This is a genomic window from Neobacillus sp. WH10 (genome assembly GCF_030123405.1).
Lineage (GTDB): Bacteria > Bacillota > Bacilli > Bacillales > Cytobacillaceae > Neobacillus.
On the sequence record NZ_CP126110.1, the window covers coordinates 4,244,610 to 4,267,222 of the forward strand.

23 protein-coding genes and 1 riboswitch are annotated in these 22,613 nt (G+C 38.9%); of the genes, 9 read left to right on the top strand and 14 right to left on the bottom strand.

The window, feature by feature from the left end; genetic code table 11:
- Positions 1-130: 130 nt before the first annotated feature.
- The 6 genes from QNH20_RS20750 to QNH20_RS20775 all read right to left on the bottom strand — a co-directional run bounded on the left by QNH20_RS20750 (position 131) and on the right by QNH20_RS20775 (position 5,543).
- Positions 131-1,318: an MDR family MFS transporter gene (locus QNH20_RS20750; protein WP_283919856.1), complete on the bottom strand. Its 1,188-nt coding sequence runs from the start codon at positions 1,316-1,318 to the stop codon at positions 131-133.
- Positions 1,319-1,666: 348 nt separating this feature from the next.
- Complete coding sequence (locus QNH20_RS20755; RefSeq protein ID WP_283919857.1) at positions 1,667-3,118, bottom strand: ammonia-forming cytochrome c nitrite reductase subunit c552; 1,452 nt, start codon at positions 3,116-3,118, stop codon at positions 1,667-1,669.
- Between the two features lie 3 nt (positions 3,119-3,121).
- On the bottom strand, positions 3,122-3,634 hold the full coding sequence (locus QNH20_RS20760) for a NapC/NirT family cytochrome c (RefSeq protein ID WP_283919858.1): 513 nt from the start codon (positions 3,632-3,634) through the stop codon (positions 3,122-3,124).
- A 102-nt stretch (positions 3,635-3,736) separates the two neighbouring features.
- A complete protein-coding gene (locus QNH20_RS20765; protein ID WP_283919859.1) occupies positions 3,737-4,546 on the bottom strand; it encodes a hypothetical protein in 810 nt (269 codons plus the stop codon).
- A gap of 549 nt (positions 4,547-5,095) precedes the next feature.
- Entirely contained in the window at positions 5,096-5,263 is a 168-nt protein-coding gene (locus QNH20_RS20770) for a glycogen biosynthesis protein GlgD (protein WP_283919860.1), read from the bottom strand.
- A 16-nt stretch (positions 5,264-5,279) separates the two neighbouring features.
- Complete coding sequence (locus QNH20_RS20775) at positions 5,280-5,543, bottom strand: YtzC family protein (RefSeq protein ID WP_283919861.1); 264 nt, start codon at positions 5,541-5,543, stop codon at positions 5,280-5,282.
- 366 nt (positions 5,544-5,909) lie between these two features.
- Here QNH20_RS20775 and mnmL point away from each other — a divergent pair, with 366 nt between their 5' ends.
- The 4 genes from mnmL (at position 5,910) to QNH20_RS20790 (ending at position 8,712) form a co-directional block, all read left to right on the top strand.
- The gene (gene mnmL, locus QNH20_RS20780; protein ID WP_283919862.1) at positions 5,910-6,869 is read left to right on the top strand and encodes a tRNA modification radical SAM protein MnmL/YtqA; all 960 of its coding nucleotides are present in this window, start codon (positions 5,910-5,912) and stop codon (positions 6,867-6,869) included.
- The gene (mnmM, locus tag QNH20_RS20785) at positions 6,866-7,438 is read left to right on the top strand and encodes a tRNA 5-(aminomethyl)-2-thiouridylate-methyltransferase MnmM (protein WP_283919863.1); all 573 of its coding nucleotides are present in this window, start codon (positions 6,866-6,868) and stop codon (positions 7,436-7,438) included. Before mnmL ends, mnmM begins: the two co-directional genes overlap by 4 nt.
- Positions 7,439-7,534: 96 nt before the next feature.
- Positions 7,535-7,879: a transposase gene (locus QNH20_RS27140; RefSeq protein ID WP_481857980.1), complete on the top strand. Its 345-nt coding sequence runs from the start codon at positions 7,535-7,537 to the stop codon at positions 7,877-7,879.
- A complete protein-coding gene (locus tag QNH20_RS20790; protein ID WP_481858086.1) occupies positions 7,873-8,712 on the top strand; it encodes an IS3 family transposase in 840 nt (279 codons plus the stop codon). The genes QNH20_RS27140 and QNH20_RS20790 overlap by 7 nt, the downstream gene beginning before the upstream one ends.
- A gap of 50 nt (positions 8,713-8,762) precedes the next feature.
- On the opposite strand, the gene QNH20_RS20795 is transcribed toward QNH20_RS20790, so the two are convergent.
- Together QNH20_RS20795 and QNH20_RS20800 are read right to left on the bottom strand one after the other, a co-directional pair.
- Positions 8,763-9,845, bottom strand: coding sequence for a tetraprenyl-beta-curcumene synthase family protein (locus QNH20_RS20795; RefSeq protein ID WP_283919864.1), 1,083 nt, complete (start codon positions 9,843-9,845; stop codon positions 8,763-8,765).
- A gap of 116 nt (positions 9,846-9,961) precedes the next feature.
- Positions 9,962-10,765, bottom strand: coding sequence for an alpha/beta hydrolase (locus QNH20_RS20800; RefSeq protein ID WP_283919865.1), 804 nt, complete (start codon positions 10,763-10,765; stop codon positions 9,962-9,964).
- A 117-nt stretch (positions 10,766-10,882) separates the two neighbouring features.
- On the opposite strand from QNH20_RS20800, the gene QNH20_RS20805 reads away from it, so the two are divergent.
- Positions 10,883-11,395, top strand: a complete 513-nt coding sequence (locus tag QNH20_RS20805) for a gamma carbonic anhydrase (protein ID WP_283919866.1) — start codon at positions 10,883-10,885, stop codon at positions 11,393-11,395.
- Positions 11,396-11,587: 192 nt separating this feature from the next.
- Here QNH20_RS20805 and asnB read toward each other — a convergent pair whose 3' ends face one another.
- A complete protein-coding gene (gene asnB, locus QNH20_RS20810; protein ID WP_283919867.1) occupies positions 11,588-13,492 on the bottom strand; it encodes an asparagine synthase (glutamine-hydrolyzing) in 1,905 nt (634 codons plus the stop codon).
- A 302-nt stretch (positions 13,493-13,794) separates the two neighbouring features.
- Entirely contained in the window at positions 13,795-14,994 is a 1,200-nt protein-coding gene (gene metK, locus QNH20_RS20815) for a methionine adenosyltransferase (protein WP_283919868.1), read from the bottom strand.
- Positions 14,995-15,195: 201 nt separating this feature from the next.
- A riboswitch (SAM riboswitch) is annotated at positions 15,196-15,332 on the bottom strand.
- A 251-nt stretch (positions 15,333-15,583) separates the two neighbouring features.
- Here metK and pckA point away from each other — a divergent pair.
- Positions 15,584-17,170 (top strand): phosphoenolpyruvate carboxykinase (ATP), encoded by a 1,587-nt coding sequence (pckA, locus tag QNH20_RS20820; protein ID WP_283919869.1) that lies wholly within the window; start codon positions 15,584-15,586, stop codon positions 17,168-17,170.
- Between the two features lie 53 nt (positions 17,171-17,223).
- On the opposite strand, the gene QNH20_RS20825 is transcribed toward pckA, so the two are convergent.
- The 4 genes from QNH20_RS20825 to QNH20_RS20840 all read right to left on the bottom strand — a co-directional run bounded on the left by QNH20_RS20825 (position 17,224) and on the right by QNH20_RS20840 (position 19,888).
- Entirely contained in the window at positions 17,224-18,189 is a 966-nt protein-coding gene (locus QNH20_RS20825; RefSeq protein ID WP_283919870.1) for a hypothetical protein, read from the bottom strand.
- Positions 18,170-18,694: an RNA polymerase sigma factor gene (locus QNH20_RS20830; protein ID WP_283919871.1), complete on the bottom strand. Its 525-nt coding sequence runs from the start codon at positions 18,692-18,694 to the stop codon at positions 18,170-18,172. Before QNH20_RS20830 ends, QNH20_RS20825 begins: the two co-directional genes overlap by 20 nt.
- A 119-nt stretch (positions 18,695-18,813) precedes the next feature.
- On the bottom strand, positions 18,814-19,056 hold the full coding sequence (locus QNH20_RS20835; RefSeq protein ID WP_283919872.1) for a DUF2584 domain-containing protein: 243 nt from the start codon (positions 19,054-19,056) through the stop codon (positions 18,814-18,816).
- A 43-nt stretch (positions 19,057-19,099) separates the two neighbouring features.
- Positions 19,100-19,888: an alpha/beta hydrolase family protein gene (locus QNH20_RS20840; protein WP_283919873.1), complete on the bottom strand. Its 789-nt coding sequence runs from the start codon at positions 19,886-19,888 to the stop codon at positions 19,100-19,102.
- 119 nt (positions 19,889-20,007) lie between these two features.
- Here QNH20_RS20840 and QNH20_RS20845 point away from each other — a divergent pair, with 119 nt between their 5' ends.
- The 3 genes from QNH20_RS20845 to QNH20_RS20855 are packed head-to-tail and all read left to right on the top strand — an operon-like array spanning position 20,008 to position 22,609.
- Positions 20,008-21,024, top strand: a complete 1,017-nt coding sequence (locus tag QNH20_RS20845; RefSeq protein ID WP_283919874.1) for an ABC transporter substrate-binding protein — start codon at positions 20,008-20,010, stop codon at positions 21,022-21,024.
- 21 nt (positions 21,025-21,045) lie between these two features.
- Positions 21,046-21,822 carry an ABC transporter ATP-binding protein gene (locus tag QNH20_RS20850; RefSeq protein WP_283919875.1) on the top strand — a complete coding sequence of 259 codons (777 nt, stop codon included), beginning with the start codon at positions 21,046-21,048 and terminating at the stop codon, positions 21,820-21,822.
- Entirely contained in the window at positions 21,803-22,609 is an 807-nt protein-coding gene (locus tag QNH20_RS20855) for an ABC transporter permease (RefSeq protein ID WP_283919876.1), read from the top strand. Before QNH20_RS20850 ends, QNH20_RS20855 begins: the two co-directional genes overlap by 20 nt.
- The last annotated feature ends 4 nt before the right edge of the window (positions 22,610-22,613 follow it).

A 22,613-nucleotide genomic window follows, 5' to 3' on the forward strand; every position in this document is an offset into this window, starting at 1 on the left:
GAAAATATTATTTTTTATATTGTTACTATATCAAAAAAAAGAGACAACCGTTCGAATTTAATGGATAAATAACAAGAGACAGTTCACATGTGAACTGTCTCTTTAGAACTAGATTTCTAGATATCCTAAGCTACGATGTTTTTGCTTCAAACTGTTTTTCCGTTTTTAAGTGACGATCATATACTAGAGTCGTTACAATTGAAATAAGGAACAGTGAAATTAAAACAAGAAATAACGCCGACATGCTATAGAAGTCAACAAGCATCCCGCCAAGTAGAGGGCCAACCATTCTACCGCCCGTTGCAGTGCTATTGACAATTCCTTGATAAAAGCCTTCTCTCCCCTTAGGAGCTAAATCGAAAGCTATTGTAGGAACCGCAGGCCAGATGAACATTTCACCGATTGTTAGGATAATCATGGCTACGAGGAATCCTGAAAAAGCAGTTGCTTTTCCCGCCACTAAAAATGAAACGATAAAGATACCAATTCCAATTAGGATTTGTAGCTTTAGTGAAGCCGATAAATACTTCAGCACTCCAATTAATAACGGTTGCCCAAGGACGATAATGGCACCGTTTATGGTCCACAATAAGCTGTATTGTGTCAATGAAATATTGATTTCCTGTGTGTAAGAAGCAATAGTTGTTGTCCATTGACTATAGGCAACCCAACAAAGCAAATAGCCCGAACATATTATTAATAAAGCCTGTAAATTTACTTTACTTTCTACTGGAGTCAATGCTTTTTCATTATGGTCGTGTTTTACAGGCTCTACCGTGATCCTCTTATATCCAAATACAGCAATTAGTAAAAAGAAAACATACATGATGGTATTTGCTAAGAAGATTAATTGGAATGAGTAATCTGCAACGATCCCGCCAAGAGAAGCACCTACGGCAACCCCAAGGTTTTGTGCGACATAAAGGGCATTAAACGATTTACGTCCGCCTTCTTTCCAAACTGAACCCGCCATCGCATACATCGATGGAAAAATAATTCCTGTACCAAAGCCGGCAATGGTAAGAAAAACGACGTATTGTGGCCAATCATGCCAAAGTGATAAGCCGACCAGTGCTAAAAGGGAAATACCAATTCCCAGTATTATAGATTTATAGCCGCCAATTTTATCAAATAAATGGCCGCCATAGAGATTTCCAATTACGTTTGCTCCCGAGTTTAGCATTAGGACAATCCCGGCAACGGAAAGGGACTTTCCTAAATGATCGTGAATATAGATTGTATTTAAAGGCCATAAAAAAGAAGAGCCTATTACATTCACTGCCATCCCGATGATTAAAAGCCATAAGGCACGTGGCATGAAAAACCCTCCTTAATTGTATATTATTTCGATTCCCTAGGTAATTTTAGCTTTTTTTCTGTCTGGGTGCAATCGTTTTGTTTTTCTAGCTATCGTAGGGATTTAAATCCGTACTTTATGACTGGAATCCAGCGAATTTCGGGATTAATTCCGCCAAGTTCACCATTTTTTCCGCTAAACCCATAATTGAAGCCCACAAAATTGACACATCACCACATTTCAAGCAAAATAAATACAAGAAAACACTGTCTCCTTAAAGGAAACAGTGTTTTTCAAAACATATTTTAGGCTCTTTCCCAATATCTTATTCCTTCTTGGCGGGACGAATAAGAATTTAATGGAATGGGTCTATTTTTTTGGAGCTGCCGGTACAACTGGTGCTTGGGCTGGGAAATAGCTGTTAACAGCATGGTCTTTTTTCTTTTCATTCACTTTCTCATCCGCAACAGCCTTTATCACTTTTTCAATTTCCTGATCAAGCTCTTCCATGTTAACACCTTTTTTCACAAGCTCTTCTGTTGCAAGACGAATTGCTTTATTAGACTGCTCAATAGAAATCCTTAAAGAATCCATTGATCCTTGTGGGTTATGGAAGCCTGAAGAATTTTCAGCGGCAATGATATCCCAGTACCATTGGCCTTTACGAACAAACTCTTGTGCTTCTTTGATCTTCTCTTCACTTACACCGGAAGTTATCATTTTGTTCACATAATAATGGGCAGAAGTAGAAATATTTTGTGCATCATGTAATCCGCTTACGTTAGCTTCTTGAATTTCAAGCACGCGGTCTTTCAATTTGTCTAAATCACGGTCACCATGGCACTGTCCGCAAGAAGTTTGCATGGTCTTAAGCGGAGAAGTCCACCAATGTGATGAGATCTTCCTTTTTCCATCGACACGTTCATATGGCATATGGCAATCCGCACAAGATACATTTGCTTTACCATGTGTGCCTGATGAATGAGTTTCAAATTCCGGATGTTGTGCCTTTAACATTGGCGTTCCGGAAATATTGCTGATCCAGTCTTTTTCAAAACCGTTTTCTTTTGCAATCGTGTTATAGTATTCATACATTTCTTCAGGTTTGAAGCCCTTTGTCCACGGGTAGGTAACTTCACTATTTTTTGCAGCAAAGTAATATTCATCATGGCACTGACCGCAAACATAGGTGCGCATATCATTTTTAGTTGGTTTTGACGTATCTACTCCCTTAGCCTCTAATGCTTTATAAAAACTTGGGCGGGTTACGCGTAAATCCATTGTTTTTGGATCATGGCAGTCAGAACAGCCGATTGGAGAATGACCCATCGCTTCCCCTTTTGGCCAAATATCTTTATTAAAATTTGCGCCCCAGTAGCTGTCGCCCATTTCTTCAATCATTTTTGGTACAGCGGTTGATTTACATGTATAACAAGAACCAACTGATTTATCTGTAATACGTTTGACGTTACGAATATCTTCGAATGCATAAGTATGTCCGCGATCTTCGTTATATTCGATCGCAAATCCATAGCCATTGAATAGAATCGGTAGTAATGGCTCTTTATCGGCATCAAATTTGCTTCGTTTTACTGAACCATTATATTTAGTTTCTTCCATCTTATCATTTTTCTTATAGCTGTTATATTGAAGCGGAAATTTGTCCTTGAATGCTTCATTGCTTATTTCATCTGCTGAAAGGCCTGTCGTCTTCTTGCCTGTTGCTGAAGCTGTTTTGTCACCGGAATCATTACCGCAGCCAGTGATTATCAAAACAAGTGCTAGTAGCAGAAGATATGCCCCATATCGGAACCTTCCCATTTTTTAAAACCCTCCCTTATTTTCTAATAACTCTCCTGACACTGGTGGCTTATTATAGTGATCATCTTTAAAGCCTTTCCCGTGTGGTACTGTTTTGTGGCAAGTTACACAGCTGTCCTTGGCATCATGCGACACATTGTTCAAAGTACTCTTGTGGCAGGAAATACAGTTATCGTCCATAATACTTTTCGTACGGTCCGTCGCTTGTATCACATCTGGGATATCTTCAGTTCCAAATGTGTTGAAATAAATATGCGTCATCCCGGCACGCCCTTTGAAAAATAATTTGCCTGCCTCACTCTTATGTGGCAGATGGCAGTCATTACACTGCAAATCTGAATGTGTAGAATCCACGAATGATGTATAAACAGATTTCATCGTATGACAGTTTTGACAAAAACCAGGTGAATCCAGGTAGGCCATTGTTTTGACTGCAGAAAACGATAAAAATACTCCAACAAGAAGTGCCAATACAACTAAAAACTTTTTGTCCATCTTCATAAGCTTTTTGAACATTTTTTCACCTCCCATAAAAACTGTAAATTTCTCTATATATTTATTAAAGTACCGATGAGGTACCTTAATCCCCAATGAATCACGCTATTAAAAGCGTCTTTGCTATTTCTTTCGATTTCTAATTAAAATGGTCAATGCACCTAAAGAAAGAACACTGATCCCACAAAATGCTCCAAACGCAAGCCCTGTGGATATTTTATTCTCCTTTTTTTTCTGTTTCTCTGAGTTTTCATTAGTCGTGAGTTCTGTTGTTGGTTTAGTTTCACTGCGTTCATATGTTAAAGAGAAGTTTTTCTCTTCACCTGCTTTTACATTTTGAAATAAATAGGAGAAGGTGTTATCTCCGTCAGCATGATTTTGTTTTTCCTCCGGTGCCGGTGTGAGCTTCATTTTTTTTGCCTTAGAAGGCTGTGTAAAGATAACATTGACGAGTCCAATGTCTGTAAAGCTTTTAAACTGATATGATAATGTTTTCTTTTCCTTATTAACCTTTAAGCTGTCTGTATAAAACTCAATAACAAATTTATATCGTTCTTTAGGTGCAATCTCTTCACTTGTTGTCCAAGAAATCGTTCCTTTATCACGGTCAATGATATATTCGATTTCATAAGCCTTCTGTAAATCAGCTGAGTAATCGGCCACATAGCCAATCCGAAAATTCTTTTCCCCCATTGGAAGCGGGATTTCAATTTGTCCCTTCTGTGGCTGGTCGGAATTGTTTACCATTGAACCCTGATAACCAATTAACAGTGGTGCATGGTCTTTTTTTTGATCACTTGGATGATAAGCAAACTCCGGCATAACTTGAATCGTCAACTCTTCCATGCTTAAAATGGTGTTATTTTCAGCAAAGCTAATCGAAGGACACATTAAGGCCAAGACAATGCTAAAAATGAATAAGTGCTTTTTCATATTTTTACTTCCTTTGCAAGGCAAATTTGTGGATAAAATGTGAACATGTTCACATAAAATTCTAAAAAAAATGCTCAGTAAACTTGATTAGTTATCCAAAACGAAATGGTGTTAACGCTGTCTTCTTTTTTGGAATTAGAATTCCTTCAAAGAACCAACCTAAAATAATAATAAAGACGGTGTAAGCAAAGCTCAGAAATACCTATTTCATTGTGAAAAATAAATATCTTTCACATGTTCAGATTGCCTGATTCACTCAATCGACACTCCACACTTTTCCACCCAAAAAGTGGTGTATTTGGTATAAAAATCGCTAATCTATATCTTATTTAAACCATGTATAAAAATCCCATTCTGTGACCTACATCACAAAATAAATCTAAGTTGTTGCCAAAGTGTGAACGCGTTTTTTCTATTTTCATGTTGTTTTTATTAAGAATTTGATATTTAGGGTTTGGAGCGATGGTATTTTGATGAAACATTGCCGTTTTTTTGGTAAGAAAATTAATAAAAAAAATCCCGCAACAATAATGTTGAGGGATTTTTTTTTTAATTTTCTTGATGCATTTTCGATTTAACCGGCTGACCACCTGATTTTTCATATTTCTTTTTCGCTTGTTTTACAAGATTGACATCCTGCCCAAGTTCGAGATCTTGATTATTGATGCCATTTCGTGTTGTTTGTTCAGGATTTTGATGCTTTGACCGTTTTTTCAAATAGGTTCTCCTCCTCTTAATGCTCTTCTAAAATCATGGAGTTCTGTAACTGTTGAAGCTGAAGTCTCATTCTATGGAGTTGTTCCCGCTGCTGCGAATTCGCACTATGGGCCATTTTTGCAATATCTTGATAGGTCTCCTCTAGCTGTTGCAACGCATCTGTATAATTATCGTCATTATAATGCTCCTGAAGGCTGCTTTGTTTATATTGTTCCTCTGCATAGCGAATTGTATCCTCAACTTGCTGCATTAAATTGTCCATTGATTCGCGAGTAGCCATCTAAGAACCTCCTTAATGTTATGGCACAATCCAATTATGAAGCACACACTGCTTCATTTCTTATTGTGTTCTCCATGCATTTTCCTATTACACAAACAGTTAGATAAAGTGAAACTTCCTTAATTGGAGGGCTTTTCCATCCCTCAACGGTGATTAACTAAACCAATCGGGATTTTACGGGCTGTTGATCCCAAACTGATCCTTTTACATCAAAGTCTTAGATTATGGGGCTTATGCATACTACACGTTAATGCGGGATAAATAATCCTAATTCCACTTGAAACAATTACAATTGGATAAGACTTTCGCTTCATGTTAAAATTGTCCTTATGTAAACTTTACTTTTAATAAAGGAGGTTTTCTGACATGTTTCAGACAAAACCTTTTCCATATGCAACAGATGATAAACGGTACCATACATGGAATTATCACCTTCGTCAACATTTTGGCCATAAGGTGTTTAAAGTTGCACTAGATGGAGGCTTTGATTGTCCGAACCGTGACGGTACTGTGGCACATGGGGGCTGTACTTTTTGCAGTGCTGCCGGCTCAGGTGATTTTGCTGGAAATCGTGTTGAGACACTGGAGACACAATTCAACGAAATTAAAGAAAAAATGCATTCGAAATGGAAAGACGGCAAATACATGGCCTATTTTCAAGCATTCACAAATACCCATGCACCCGTTGATGTCCTTCGTGAAAAATATGAAACCGTCCTTAAACAAGAAGGTGTTGTGGGATTGTCAATTGCAACCCGTCCGGATTGTCTACAGGATGATGTCGTTGAGTATTTAGCGGAATTAAATGAACGAACCTACTTATGGGTTGAGCTTGGGCTGCAGACAGTGCATGAACGTACTGCATTACTCATCAACCGTGCCCATGATTTTCAATGTTATGTTGAAGGAGTTAACAAGTTAAGAAAGCATGGAATTCGTATTTGCTCTCATATCATAAATGGGTTGCCGCTTGAGTCGTATGACATGATGATGGAAACGGCGCGTGAAGTTGCAAAATTAGATGTGCAAGGGATTAAAATTCACCTGCTGCACCTTCTAAAAGGTACACCAATGGTCAAACAATATGAAAAAGGAATGCTTGAATTCCTCTCACAAGAAAACTATGTAAACTTAGTATGCGACCAATTGGAAATTTTACCGCCGGAAATGATTGTTCATCGCATTACGGGTGACGGCCCAATTGACTTGATGGTCGGCCCAATGTGGAGTGTAAATAAATGGGAAGTGTTGAATGCCATTGATGCAGAACTAAGGCGTAGAGACAGCTGGCAGGGCAAATTTTATCAAGGGGCTTTAAACCGATGAAAATGGAGCGTATTCTTCCCTTTGCAAAAAATTTACTCGAAAAAGCAATAAAACCTGGTGATTTTGTGGTTGATGCAACAGTAGGAAATGGACATGACACCGTTTTTTTAGCTGGACTTGTAGGGGAAAACGGGATGGTCTATGGCTTTGATATCCAGGAAGAAGCGATTGCAGCAACTAGAGAGCGCTTAACGCAGAATGGTCTGTTAGAGCAGGTTACCATTTTTCATGCAGGCCATGAGCAGCTTTCTGCTAAGATCCCGACTAATGTTCATGGAAAACTTACCGGCGCTATATTTAACCTTGGCTATCTGCCTGGCAGCGATAAAACGACAGTAACCCGGCCTGAGACAACAATTGCCGCAATTGAGCAGTTGTTAGATATGATGGCACCAGAAGGAACAATTGTACTTGTTATTTACCATGGGCACGAACAAGGTGTTGTGGAAAGGGATTCTCTTCTTCAATATTGCGAACAAATACATCAAAGAACTGCCCATGTACTGCAATATCAATTTATTAATCAACAAAATAACCCGCCGTTTATCGTTGCAATTGAAAAAAGGTAAAACCAGGCCCTTGATATTATCCCCTTTAAGTAGACAGTGTAAAAAACCCATGTGTATAGCGTGGGTGTTACACTAATACTTGGAGGGGATATTTCTATGGCTAAAAAAGGACAACAATTTCAAAGGTATACAAATGAATTTAAATTAAATGCTGTAATGAAATATGTAAAAGGATCTAAAAGTTATAAAGTATTGGCGGATGAGTTAGGAATTTTAAACTGTACTCAACTAAAAGTGTGGGTAAAGAAGTGGGAAAAGGGAGAGAAATTTGAAGAACGAAGTGGAGTGTCTAATCCATTAAAAGGTCGACCTCGTACTAATTTTAAGTCAGTAGAAGAAGAAAGAGATTACCTAAAGGCACAGGTGGATTATTTAAAAAAGCAGTATCCAAATCTAGTAAAGGAGGAGAAATCCCCCAACAGAGCAAGTATGAAATCATAGAAGGATTAAGGGATGTCTATCCAATCACATGGTTATTGGAAATCGCTTATATTAAAAGAGCAAGCTACTATAAATGGAGGTCCACTCAATTTAAACGCGATGAAAGAACAAAACAAGACCAAGATATATGTGAACACATGATGGGCATTCATATACTTCATCCCGAAGTTGGCTGCCCTCGTATGACCTATTTGTTAAAGGAAAATGATTATAAGATTAATCATAAAAAGGTGTACCGATTGATGAAAGAAATGAACATCCAGTCTGTCATCCGAAAGAAAAGAAAGCGCCATGGTCATACTCCATCCGTAATCCATCCGAATCGCCTAAAGAGAAAATTTAAGGCAACAGGACCTAATCAAAAAATGGTAACGGATATAACATATGTCTCAGATGGTAAGCAATTCTATTACCTATCGGTAATTCAAGATCTATTTAATAATGAGATTGTGTCATGGGAACTTTCGAAACGAAACGACCTTGAACTTGTTTTGAATACAGTAGAAATATGGACAAAGAAAAAAGACGTAGCTGAAGCTGTTCTCCATTCGGATCAAGGCTTTCAGTATACGTCTAAGGGATACAACAATCGATTAGAAGCATACAGCATTAAGGGCAGCCACTCTCGCAAAGGAAACTGCCTGGATAATGCTTGCATTGAATCCTTCTTTTCGCATCTCAAAACAGAGAAGTTGTATATTGAACAGTGTAAATCAGAAGTGGAGATACGACAAGCGATTGAGGATTATATTTATCATTACAATTACAAACGTATTCAAAAGAAACTAAAACAACGCGCGCCGATTGAATATCGACACGCGTTGGCAGCTTAGCTTTTTTATGTTGTCTACTTGACAGGGGTAAGACCACCTGCCTGGTTTTTTTATTTTGTCATTAATCTCGTTACAAACGCAGGTACTGATTTTTGTATTGACCTGTAGGCCAGTCCATTGAAATAAAAGAAATAACTAATCCAGCCACCGGATTTAATGATTCCTTTCGCCAGTTTACGGACATTTTTTTGTTTACGGACCTTTGCATCCGAAAGATAGATCCCTAACAAGCCGCGATTAATGAGCTGATGAAATTTTTTGTGTGGAAGGTACTCGGTATGCCTGTCTGCCTCCGTCACAAAATGCTTTAAGCGATTGAAAAGTGTTTCCTCACTTTTATAGTAGGAGCAAAAATTCAAGTCGCCTCCTGCAATGTCCTCCTCCTGGTCAATAAAATAGTCCAAAAGAATATGTAATCCCTGAATATAAGGAAAATATCCCTTACGAATATTTTCAGCATCTTTCTCCCGAAAGTCCTCACGCATCGCATACGAGATTAAACAAAAAATCCCAAGTGTGGAACCGGAGCATGCCGAGAATTCATACCATTCCATATCAGGCAGATCATCCTGATAATAACGAAACCATTTTTCCAGCCTAGGTACACGCTCCTCCTTCACCACATGCTTGTTTATTTGCAAGTCACAATAGTACTGACATAACTCGAGGAGATAATCTTTAATGACATCATAATGCTCCAACTCCCTTAAAACAGAACGACATGTTGCCGATAAATCATACAGATACTGATTGTCATCCTGATCCAAGCGAAGGCGGTAATAATTTTTCTCTTCTGTATGTAGAACAAGTGCATCTGACATCGATTCGTGCAATGCCGCAAAATCATCAGGATCAAGAGATGTACTCCGGTCGCACAAATTATCTAAATAGTCGCTGATTGTTTGATAAGCGACAATAAACTTTACTGCTTTTTTATAATGCTCACCGGCTGTGAGTGCAAGAATGGCTCCCCCCTCACAGTGGAAGGTTTTATGCTCAATACTGGCAAGAGCTTGATTTCTAAGCTCCGGGTTCGGTATTTTTTCAGCACGCCTTTTCCAATAAGCCAATTCTTGATGGACTGCTGGAAGGATTTTTCGATAGACCCTTGACATGAGGGTGATTGGCATCATGGATTACAACAACCTTTCTTAATGATAAGTATATATTTATTTAACTTCGAAAACAGTTCAGCCTCAGCTTCCAGCGACTAGTGGCCAAACGGCGCTATACGGTCGCATCCGCTTTTCTATACGATATAACCAATTGCTTTTAATTGACTGTTAACAAAATCCTTTGCATATTCAAAAACCTCTTCCCGCTCCGGTTCATTAAATATTTCATGATAGCAATTAGGCCATTCCTTATACCTTTTTTCCGATAAAGGCACATGATTGAACCATTCTTTAACAGTTTTTTTATTTACAATCTTATCATCCCCGCCCTGCATCACAAGCATGGGGATATCCTGTATTTTTTCGAGGTTTATGAATGCCTGTTTTATGGCATCCGCAAGTTCACGATACCATCTGACAGAAACCTTTGTCACGTAAAGTGTATCATTGGTATCAGCTTCCCTTACATCCTCGTTTCTTGTCGCCATTTGGACCGTTAATCCTGAATTCATCCTTAAGGATGGATAAACAACATTAAAAAGATGTGACATTGTATCTAATAATTTTGATGGAGTATGAATGAGTCCTAAACATGGTGATGACAGAATCACTCCTGCAATATTTAATCGTTCTTCCTGTAATAAGCGGATGGAAATCAGGCCCCCCATACTATGTCCTATCAAAAACACTGGCAGCTCATAGCGATAAGCAGCTTGAACCCAATCCTTTACCTCAATGATATATTCATCAAAGGAATCAATATGGCCTCGGCTGGCTCTTGTTGTCATGCCTTGCCCTGGAAGGTCGCCCATAATGACATGAAATCCCGATAACCGCCACATTTCGATCAGCCAGCCGTATCTCCTATGGTGTTCCATTGCCCCATGAACGATTACGATTACCGCTTTTGCTTCTCCTTCAGCTTCCCACTTCCACATATTTTTTCCCCCTAGAAAAAAGTAATAAGCAATTGTTTAAGTAAATAAGGTGAATTTTTTGAAAATCACTTTAAGCACCGATAAAATAGAATCATCATTTAAAAAGGAGCGAAACAAATGATTTACCCCTATAAAGATAAATACCCGCTAATTGCTGACACCGCATTTATTGCTGATTATGTAACGATAACTGGTGATGTTGAAATAGGTGAACAGTCCAGTGTCTGGTTTAATTCGAGTATTAGAGGTGATGTCGCACCAACGAGGATTGGCAATAAAGTGAATATCCAAGATAACTCTATCTTACACCAAAGTCCTAATAACCCGCTAATTTTAGAAGATGAAGTAACAATTGGGCATCAGGTGATCCTTCACAGCTGCATCGTAAGAAAAGGAGCATTAATCGGGATGGGATCCATTATTCTTGATAACGCTGAAATCGGTGAAGGTGCATTTATTGGCGCCGGCAGTCTTGTTCCACAAGGGAAGAAAATTCCCCCTAATACTTTAGCATTTGGCAGACCTGCTAAAGTTATTAGAGAATTAACCCCGGAGGATAAAAACGAAATGAAACGCATTTATACAGAATATGCGGAAAAGGGCCAATATTATAAGTCACTTCAATCATAATTTAATGGAAATAAAAGCTTGAGAAATCTATTGGCTCATTTCCTTGAAAGATTGACTCATATTTTAGTTTTTTAGCTGATTATTTGAACTAATAATACATTGTCCTTCATCAATGGATTATTATACAAATAATGTAAAAAAACCAAAACAATACAAAAAAGCACCCAACTAAAACAATTGGGTGCTTTCCTATTAATGTTTCAGTAATTGTAATTCTTTTTGTAAGGCATAATCACGTTGAAAAGAATAAACACTCTCAACATATATTTGATGCCAAACCATAAACATGAGAACCGTCCAGATTTTTCGGCTGTTGTCGGCTTTCCCTTGGCAATGGTCTTCAAGTAAACTCAAAACGTACGTTTTATTGATTAAATGATCCGTGTTGCTTTCACGGATGATTTTTTTCGCCCAATCGTTCATTTCATTTTTTAACCAGTGGCGAATTGGCACTGGGAAACCAAGTTTCTTCCGGTCAAGTACATGTGCTGGCACAATTCCTTCCGCTGCTTTTCGCAAAATATACTTGGTTGTTCCATTAGCTGTTTTCAAGCTTGTAGGAATTTTCGATGCTACCTCAAACACATCTTTATCAAGGAATGGCACACGCAACTCCAATGAATGAGCCATTGTCATTTTATCTGCCTTCAGTAAAATGTCACCGCGCATCCATGTATGAATATCAATATATTGCATTCGGTCAACCGGGTCGTAACCTCTGGACTCTTCGTAAAGAGGTTTCGTTATATCTGTATAGTTCAATCCATCACGATACACATTTAAAAGATCACGCTTTTCTTCTTCCGTGAACATTTTCGCATTCCCAATATAACGATCTTCCATTGGGGTTACGCCGCGCTCAATAAAGCTTTTACCTTTCATACCTTCAGGCATAATGCCGGCTATCCCTTTTAATAACACTTTTCCGACTCTTGGGATTTTATTAAATACCTCTAGCGATTGCGGTTCACGATAAATATTGTAGCCGCCGAATAATTCATCCGCACCTTCACCTGAAAGAACGACCGTTACGTGCTTACGGGCTTCACGAGCAACGAAATAAAGCGGCACGCAGGCTGGATCAGCAAGCGGGTCATCCATATGCCACATGATTTTTGGAACTTCATTCATATATTCTTCAGGTGAAATGACATAGCTGATGTTTTCAACACCAAGCTTTTCTGCCGTTTCTTTAGCGACATCAATTTCACTAAAGCCGTTGTGATCGAATCCTACAGAGAATGTCTTAATGGAAGGGTGAAATTCCTTCGCAATCGATGCAATAATCGAAGAATCGATTCCGCCGGAAAGGAAGGAACCAACCGGAACATCACTGCGCATATGCTTTTCTACTGAATCAAATAGAACATCTTTTATCTCTTTAATAAAATCATCTTCTGATTTATGGACTGGCTTAAATTGTGCCTTCCAATACTTTTTAATTTCCATAGCAGCGCCGATTTTTTTCGTAAAATAATGGCCTGGCTCTAATTTTTTGATTCCCTCTGACAATGTATTTGGTTCAGGAACAAATTGATAGGTTAAATAGTGCTGTAAGGAATCATAATTTAGAACATCATTTTCTATTGCAAGCAGAATGCTCTTTTTTTCAGAAGCAAAAAATGTTCTTTCTCCATCTTCAAAATAGAAGAACGGTTTGATCCCAAATGGATCCCGTGCCCCGTAAAGCGTCTGCTCTTGTTTATCCCAAATAACAAAAGCAAACATCCCACGCAGCTTTTCAACCGCCTTTTCCTTTAAATGGCTATAAAGAGCGATGATGACTTCCGTATCGGAATTCGTTGCAAACGCTAAACCTTCTTTAAGCAGCTCTTCACGAAGCTCAACATAGTTATAAATCTCACCGTTAAAAATAATCCAGTACCGCTCATTTTCATACGTAAGCGGCTGGTGGCCGCTCTCAATATCAATAATACTCAAGCGGCGAAAGCCAAATTGAATATGGTCATCATAATAAAAACCATCATCATCTGGCCCTCGGTGGGTTATAATATCATTCATATTTTTAAATTGTTGTTTCTGTTCGTCACTATAGTTTTGTGTTTTCTCGTGTACACAACCGATAAAACCACACATTATGTACCTCACCTACTCCATTCTAAATATCCTTGCGAAAAACGTTTTTACAAAAAACATACTCTCTAATACTACCACTTTTTTTGAAAAATGGAACTGTGAACAATAGGAAAATCAAGTACAATCATTTTTCACTTCTTTTGACCTACTTAAACATTTTATTCCATTCGCCAGAATGACTTTACAGGAATTTAGACGAAAAAATAAAAACGGGAGTTACATAAAAATGCAACTCCCACTTCTTCTATTTATCTAGCTTGGGGGACATAAGCCCCTGGGCAAGGCAATTCCGTTTTTTCTGTTTATAGATTTGCTTGTTCGCGTAAAGCTTCAGCTTTATCAGTGCGCTCCCATGGAAGGTCAACATCTGTACGGCCAAAATGTCCGTAAGCAGCTGTTTGCTTATAAATTGGGCGGCGCAGGTTCAACATATTAATGATTCCTGCTGGGCGAAGGTCAAAGTTGTTGCTAACAAGATCAACTAAAATATCTTCGCTTACTTTACCCGTACCAAAAGTATCAACAGAAATGGATACAGGTCTTGCTACACCAATTGCATAGGCTAACTGAACTTCGCACTTCTCAGCAAGTCCAGCTGCCACAATATTTTTTGCCACATAACGAGCTGCATATGCTGCAGAGCGGTCAACCTTTGTAGGATCCTTCCCAGAGAATGCACCGCCGCCATGACGAGCATAACCGCCGTAAGTATCAACAATGATTTTACGGCCAGTAAGACCAGCATCCCCTTGAGGTCCGCCGATAACGAAACGACCTGTTGGGTTAATAAAATATTTAGTATTTTCGTCGATTAGTTCTTGTGGAACAACCGGATTAATGACATATTCTTTTAAATTACGTTGAATTTGCTCTAATGCAACTTCTGGATGGTGTTGAGTAGAAATAACAATCGTATCAATACGGACAGGCTTGTCATTTTCATCGTATTCAACCGTTACTTGCGTTTTTCCATCTGGACGAAGGTAAGGAAGTAACTCTTCTTTACGAACCTCTGTTAAACGGCGGGCAAGCTTGTGTGCAAGTGAAATCGGAAGCGGCATAAGCTCTTTCGTTTCGTTACATGCAAAACCAAACATTAAACCTTGGTCGCCTGCGCCAATTGCTTCAATTTGTTCATCAGACATTTGACCTTCACGTGCTTCTAATGCTTGGTCAACACCCATGGCGATATCTGGTGATTGTTCATCAATGGAGGTTAACACTGCACAAGTCTCGGAGTCAAAGCCATACTTAGCACGATTGTAGCCAATTCCTTTTATTGTTTCACGAACAATTTTTGGAATGTCTACATAAGTAGAAGTTGTGATTTCGCCAGCAACTAAAACTAGTCCTGTTGTTACTGAAGTTTCAGCGGCAACACGGGCATTAGCATCCTTTGCTAAAATAGCATCTAAAATGGAATCAGAAATTTGGTCACAGATCTTGTCAGGATGACCTTCAGTTACTGATTCAGAAGTGAACAAACGACGTTTTGTTGACATCTGAATTCCTCCTATATTATGAGATAATCGAGGTTTTATGAAGGTTACAGGAATACTTCTTGGACCTCGTAATTTGATACGGTACTCATTCCCTTAGTATGAAATAAACAAAGGATTATTATTAAAAACTCTTTTCACAAAAGGACTTATACAAAACAAAAAACCTTACCAATTTGAGGAAAGGTTGTTCCGGGCCTTTCACTCTTATCGTTCAAGACATGAGCCTTGCGTCAGATTAGCACCTTTGCACTTGAAAAGGACCATTAGCGGTCATTCTTCTCATATTGCAGGTTGCTGGGTTTCATTGGGCCTGTCCCTCCACCAGCTCGGGATAAGAGAGTATCCGTTCAAATCAGAATAATACTCTACAATAGCGAACATTGTCAATCAATTTTTTAGCAAATTTCTTGCCTTTCCAAATAAGGGAAAAATAAAACTGTTATAATAAAAAAATAGCATGACTTTTTCAGTATTTTAGGAATAAAGTATAAAATATTACTCATTTTTATTGATTAGTGTAGATTAATTCGTCAAATGTGCTATACTATTTATTATTAAAATAATGAATATAAAGGAAGGGTTTCATTCAATGAATTCTGTTCATATTCCAAATGAATTAATGCAATTACTAAATGAAAGTAATGTCCAAATGCAATTATCAGTACCCCAATTGGTTGAAAAAATCTTAAACCGCAATGAAGGAACTCTAACCTCAACGGGGGCCGTTCGTGTTTCTACCGGTAAATACACTGGGCGGTCACCACAGGATAAATTTATAGTTACGGAAGAATCTTCCAAGGATAAAATTGCCTGGGGCTCCTCCAATCAATCAATTTCTGAAGAGGTTTTCACAAATCTTTATCATAAGGTCCTTGAGTACTTGAAAAACAAAAATGAAATTTATGTATTTAAAGGCTTTGCCGGCGCTGATAAAAAATCGCGCTTGCCCATCCAAGTGATCAATGAAATGGCTTGGCATAATTTATTTGCTCACCAATTATTCATACGTCCATCTGAAGACGAATTGCTCGAACATGATGCTGGATTTACAGTAATATCTGCTCCTAATTTCAAGGCAGACCCAGCTATTGATGGTACCAACTCAGAAACCTTTATTATCATCTCTTTTGAACGTCGTATCGTATTAATCGGTGGAACCGAGTATGCAGGTGAAATGAAAAAATCCATTTTTTCTGTAATGAATTATTTGCTGCCAGAGAACAATATTTTTTCCATGCACTGTTCTGCCAATGTTGGGTTAGAAGGTGATGTTGCGCTCTTCTTCGGGCTGTCCGGTACAGGTAAAACAACTTTATCTGCTGATCCAAACCGCCGGTTAATCGGTGATGATGAACACGGTTGGTCATCAAATGGCGTCTTTAATATTGAAGGTGGCTGCTATGCTAAGTGTATTAATCTTTCTCGTGATAAAGAGCCGCAAATTTTTGATGCCATTCGTTTTGGGACTGTACTTGAAAACGTTATCATAAATCAAGAGTCGAGAATCCCTGATTATGATGATGGAACTTTAACAGAAAATACACGTGCTGCTTATCCAATTGAAGCGATTGATAATATTGTACAGCCAAGCATTGCCGGTCATCCAAATACAATTGTCTTTTTAACAGCAGATGCATTTGGAGTATTACCTCCAATCGCAAAATTAACAAAAGAGCAGGCGATGTATCACTTCCTAAGTGGGTACACTTCCAAACTTGCCGGAACTGAGCGTGGTGTCACATCACCAGAAGCTACTTTCTCCACCTGCTTTGGCGCACCATTCCTGCCGCTTCCTGCGACCCGATATGCTGAAATGCTCGGTGAAAAAATACTTGAGCATAATGCCAATGTTTTTCTAGTCAATACAGGCTGGACCGGCGGTGAATATGGGGTTGGCAGCCGAATGAAGCTTTCCTATACACGAGCTATGGTTCAAGCGGCCCTCGAAGGCGAACTAAACCATGTGGAAACGGTGAAAGATGAAATTTTCGGCTTAAATATTCCGCTTCATATTGCCGGTGTTCCTGATGAAGTCCTTCAGCCGAATAAAACATGGGCAGACCCAGAGGCCTATGATAAGAAGGCAAAGGAACTTGCTGCTAAATTCCGTGAAAACTTTAAGAAATTTTCCGCTGTTGCGAGTGAAATTGAAGAAAAAGGCGGCCCTATCGCATAACTTAGTTAGCACCATTGAAAAAGCGATTCCATTGTAGAATCGCTTTTTTGATTTTATTGATCTGTTGGCTTTCCTATTATGACAAGATTGGATTCTCCCATCACACTAAAACTATATGGACCACTCTTTTTAATGTGGAAATCTCCTTTGTACATCGAAATCTTGTCTCCATCTGCTGTCGTGTAATCTGTCTTATCTTTAAATGTAAATTGGGAGATGTCGGTGTGGTCCTCTTCATTTTTTATCTCTAATTCAATCTCTTCTGGCAAGTTTTCCCCTTCAACCTCGATATAGGCATCCTCATAAAAACCGGCAAATAAATCTTCTTGGGAAATTAATAAGGTGCTGTGACCAAGTAAGACATAATGATCTTTCAAATAAATAGAAAATTCGCCGATTTTCTTCTTCTCCCCCAAACTGTTGTATACAGTGAATTCAAGATTCCATTTCCCTCTTTTATCAAAAGTTTTAAAATCTACAACAGCATGGGCATCTGCCCCATACATACCAGCTGATAAGCTGGTATTATTAAAATGCTCTTTTATTCCTGTTTCTACGTGTGTAGCATCAATATTCAGCGTTTGATCTAAATCTAAATCTTTCCCCCATAAAAAAACCATAATTTTGCTCGTCGCTCTAGTATCCCATACTACCCATTCCTTTGGAGCCAGCAAACTGACTTTATTGGGAATACCAAAATTACTATCTCCATAAAGCGGGTTACCATTCTCATCATGTAAAGCAAAATAATCGCCTTCCTGTGCCTGTTTAATATCAGACCCACTTCTTGGTGTTTCCTCCTCTGTTTTATTTGTTAAATAAAGGATTGGGGCAATAAGAATGAGGATAAACACTGCAGCTAATGCTGCGATTTTTTGGAATTGAAAATTCCTTTTTGGCTTAAACGATTCCGCCTCACTAATCGTCTTTAACATTTCCGTTCTCTGAATCGTAGTTAATTCATGATTCGGAAAATCCGCTAACACGTCAAGCAATTCTTTATCCGATAAGTGACTCAAAATAATCCCCCTCCTTTAAACGCTCATTTAGTTTCTTTACCGCTCGAAAAAAGGTCACATTCACTTTATTTTCGGACCAGCCTAGAACTTGTCCCGCCTCTAGTGAGGAAAGCTCAGCAATGCCTCTTAATAAAATCACGTCCCTGTAATTTGGTTTTAGTTCATTAATCGCCCCATAAAGTTGGGCATACTCTATTTTCCTTATTAGTTTCTCTTCTGTTTGCGGTACGTGGAGCTTTGTTGACTCTTGATCCAGTCGCTCCTTTAATCGCTGCCAGACGGATTTCTTTCGATAAAAATCAATTGCGGTATTTCTGGCAATAGATATTAGCCATGTTTTCGGACTCGATTCGTTTTTAAACCGGCTGAAGGCGCGAAAGGCCCGCAAAAAGGTCTCCTGAACTAAATCTTCAACATCTGTGGTCCCCGTATAATAAACAAGATAATTGGTGACATCCTTCTCAAATTGAATAAACCATTTCTCTATCTGATGACCCCGTTCCAACCACATCCCCCCCTCTCAAAATCGTTCAAAACTTTTTAATCTACTAATAAGACGATTGGGTTGATTTTTTATTACACTTTTTACGCCAAAAGAAAAAGCAGGAGGAAAAACCAGCCTGCTCAGTTCGTCGAATTCAATGAAATTAATTGATAAGTTAACGTTGTAACGCTATTTTCCCATTCCACTTTTTTAATCTCTGCGATTCCACTTGAATCACTGTCCTTCGTTTTTCTTACATCAATAGGAATCTCGATCGGATATAGTCTGTATCCTTCCTTCTCAAGCACAAAAAGATTTTCCTCTATTCTCTTCTCCCTGCCTTTTGTCACGATCATCGTATTTAACTCAAGGGGCATTCCCATAAAAAAAATCCGCTCCTCTGTTTGTATTAACTATATATTACCATCATTTGTTCTGATTTTTCATCCACTTTGTCAAATCCTCTACAACTTTTCTATTCTCTGTTGGTGGAAAATAATGTGTAAACTCGGAAAAATACCAACCATCAACTGGTTTTTCTAGTGACCTTAATCTTCTTTCAAGGCGATATGCATGCTCTACTGACACATTATGATCCTTTACACCATGAATAATAAGGACTGGGGCTGAAAGCTTCTCCAATTGATAAAGTGGTGTACGCTCCTGATACCGCTCTGGAAACTTCTCAGGAGTACCACCAATGACCCTTTTCATCATTCTCCGCAAATCTTTCCGCTCTTTATACGTTAGGGTCATATCACTCACTCCGCCCCAAGTAACAACAGATGCTGCTTCAGGGAAGTGAATACCAGTCAGCAGCGCCATTACACCACCGCGTGAAAAGCCAAATATATGGATATCTCGAACCCTTGAAAGAGATTTTAACAGCCTAAAAGCAGCAAACGCATCATCCCTGTCCTCCCCTGCAAAATCCTCATTTCCCTCCCCGCCTTGATTACCACGGTAGTATGGCGCAAATACAATAAAACCCTCTGCCGCAAACTGAGCAATCCGGGAAGGACGTACTTTTCCAACATTCTTAATGCCGCCTCGTAAATAAAGGAATCCATCCATGGGTTCATCACCGATTGGAGCTGCAAGCATCCCTTTCACCCTTAATCCATTTGATAGGTATGTAATAATAGTTAATTCAACATAAGGATTGGGCGAAGGAAAACGTGTTTGTTTAAGGATTTTTCCATTATTTATGTACATCTGCATTCCATCCTTAAAAAAATTTTATGTTATTGGGCATTCACACATTCTTCTCCTTTTCATACGATATCTTAGGCAATTAGCCCAGATTTCTTAACGGTATTAAGGAGGTTCATTTGATGAAAAAATCGTTAAAGTTCAGTTTCTCCTTTCTTCTCATTGCTATCCTCATGTTTTCTTTAGTTGCTTGTAATAATGATTCCAAAACGGAGCCTAAGAAATTGGAAAAGGTAAGAATTGCGGAAGTTACCCGTTCCATTTTCTATGCCCCGCAATATGTTGCCTTAGCAAAAGGATTTTTCAAAGCTGAAGGGTTAGACATTACCCTAACTACAACTCCCGGCGGCGACAAAACGATGACAGCCCTTATTTCAGGGGGGGCAGACGTAGCCTTGGTTGGTTCGGAAACATCGATTTACGTTTACGCCCAAGGCGCTAATGACCCTGTCATCAATTTTGCGCAGCTGACACAAACTGACGGCACATTCCTTGTTGCCAGGGATAAAATAGATAATTTCACATGGGGTCTATTAAAAGGAAAAACCTTTTTAGGCCAGCGTAAAGGCGGCATGCCGCAAATGGTTGGTGAATTTGTCTTAAAGAAGCATGGCATTGACCCACATCAAGATTTAAATTTAATCCAAAATATTGACTTCGCAAATATTGCAAATGCTTTTGCCTCAGGTACAGGAGAATTCGTTCAATTATTTGAACCTACGGCAAGTATTTTTGAAAAAGAAGGGAAAGGCCATATCGTCGCTTCCTTTGGGAAAGAATCCGGCCATGTACCATATACAACTTTTATGGCGAAAGAAAGCTATATGAAAAAGAATAAAGAAACGATAGAAAAATTCACAAGAGCCGTTTATAAGGCGCAAAAGTGGGTGGCATCCCATAGTGCCAAAGAAATTGCCAAAGCGGTTGAATCATACTTTCCCGATACAGATCCTGAGATCATGACAACCGTTGTCGAGCGCTATAAGAGCCAAGGCTCGTATGCAGAAGACCCAATCTTAGACACAATTGAATGGGCAAATCTGCAAAACATAATGGAAAAAGCCGGCGAACTGCCGAAAAAAGTAGATCATAAAACGCTTGTGAATACTGAAATTGCAAAAAAAGTCATTAATAAATAATAGGAAAGGGAGGCCGTTTAAATGAGCTTTTTACAAGTTCAAGATATACATCATATCTATTTCACCAAAGCCTCTGCCACCACGGCCCTCTCCGATATAACACTCACGGTTGAGGAAGGAGAATTTGTCTCCTTTCTTGGCCCAAGTGGCTGTGGAAAGACGACCCTGCTGTCCATCATTTCGAGTTTGCTTAAACCGACCCAAGGCACAGTTATGTTAGAAAATAAGCCCGTATCAACATCAAAAAATCAAATCGGATATATGCTCCAGCAGGATTATTTGTTTCCTTGGAAAACAATTGAAGAAAATATCCTTATGGGATTGAAGCTATCAAAGCAGCTTAATGAAAAAACCAAATCTGCCGCATTAAACCTTTTATATCAAATCGGATTAAATGGTGTGGAAAAACAACTGCCAAAACAATTATCTGGCGGTATGAGACAGCGGGCAGCCCTTGTAAGGACGCTTGCCACTGAACCTAAATTACTCATGCTTGATGAACCCTTTTCAGCCTTAGATTATCAAACTAAGCTGAAACTCGAAGATCTAATCTCGCAAACATTAGATGAATTTGGTAAAACTGCCATTCTCGTTACTCATGATATCGGTGAAGCCATTGCGATGAGTGATCGCGTCTTTTTACTTTCACCCAGGCCAGGCAGGATTTATAAAACCTTTACCATGCCGGAGGAATTAAGAACGGTTTCCCCGTTTGAAGCAAGAAATCATGAAGTATTCCAAAGTATCTTTCAGGCCATATGGAAGGAGTTGGAGTCTCTTGAGCAAGGAAAAGAATAAGGTAGAGCTCCTCCATACTAACTACATTCATTCTTTAAAAATCGAACAAAGATGGGTTCGTGTTTATCAAGCCGTCATCATTATCGTTTTTTTCTCCGGATGGGAACTATTAAGTCAAAAGCAATGGATTGATCCGCTGATTTTCAGTTCGCCCTCTAAAATCTTGCATTTATTTTTGGATAAAATGCAAGATGGGTCATTATTATCACATACTGGAGTGACCCTAACGGAAACCATTTTTGGCTTTATTCTTGGTACCTTACTTGGTACGATATTAGCGGCCATTCTCTGGTGGTCACCGCTGGTGCAAAAAATTCTTGACCCATATCTCGTTGTCCTAAATGCGATGCCGAAAGTAGCCCTTGGCCCGATTTTGATTGTGGCACTAGGTCCAGGATATCCATCAATTATTGCCATGGGTGCGATTATCTCGATCATCATTACTACCATTGTCGTTTATACCTCATTTAAAGAGGTGGATCCAAATTATTTAAAAGTGCTGCAAACCTTTGGAGCAACGCGTTTTCAATGCTTTAAAGAAGCCATTCTCCCTGCAAGCTTTCCGACAATTATCTCGACCTTGAAGGTAAATGTCGGCTTATCATGGGTGGGCGTCATTGTTGGAGAATTCCTTGTATCGTCTCGCGGCCTTGGATATATGATTATCTACGGTTTCCAAGTATTTAATTTTACCCTCGTTTTCTTATCACTTTTAGTAATAGCTTTAATTGCCACGATTATGTATCAGCTTGTGGATCTTTTAGAAAAAAAACTCATTAAGGAATAGTAAT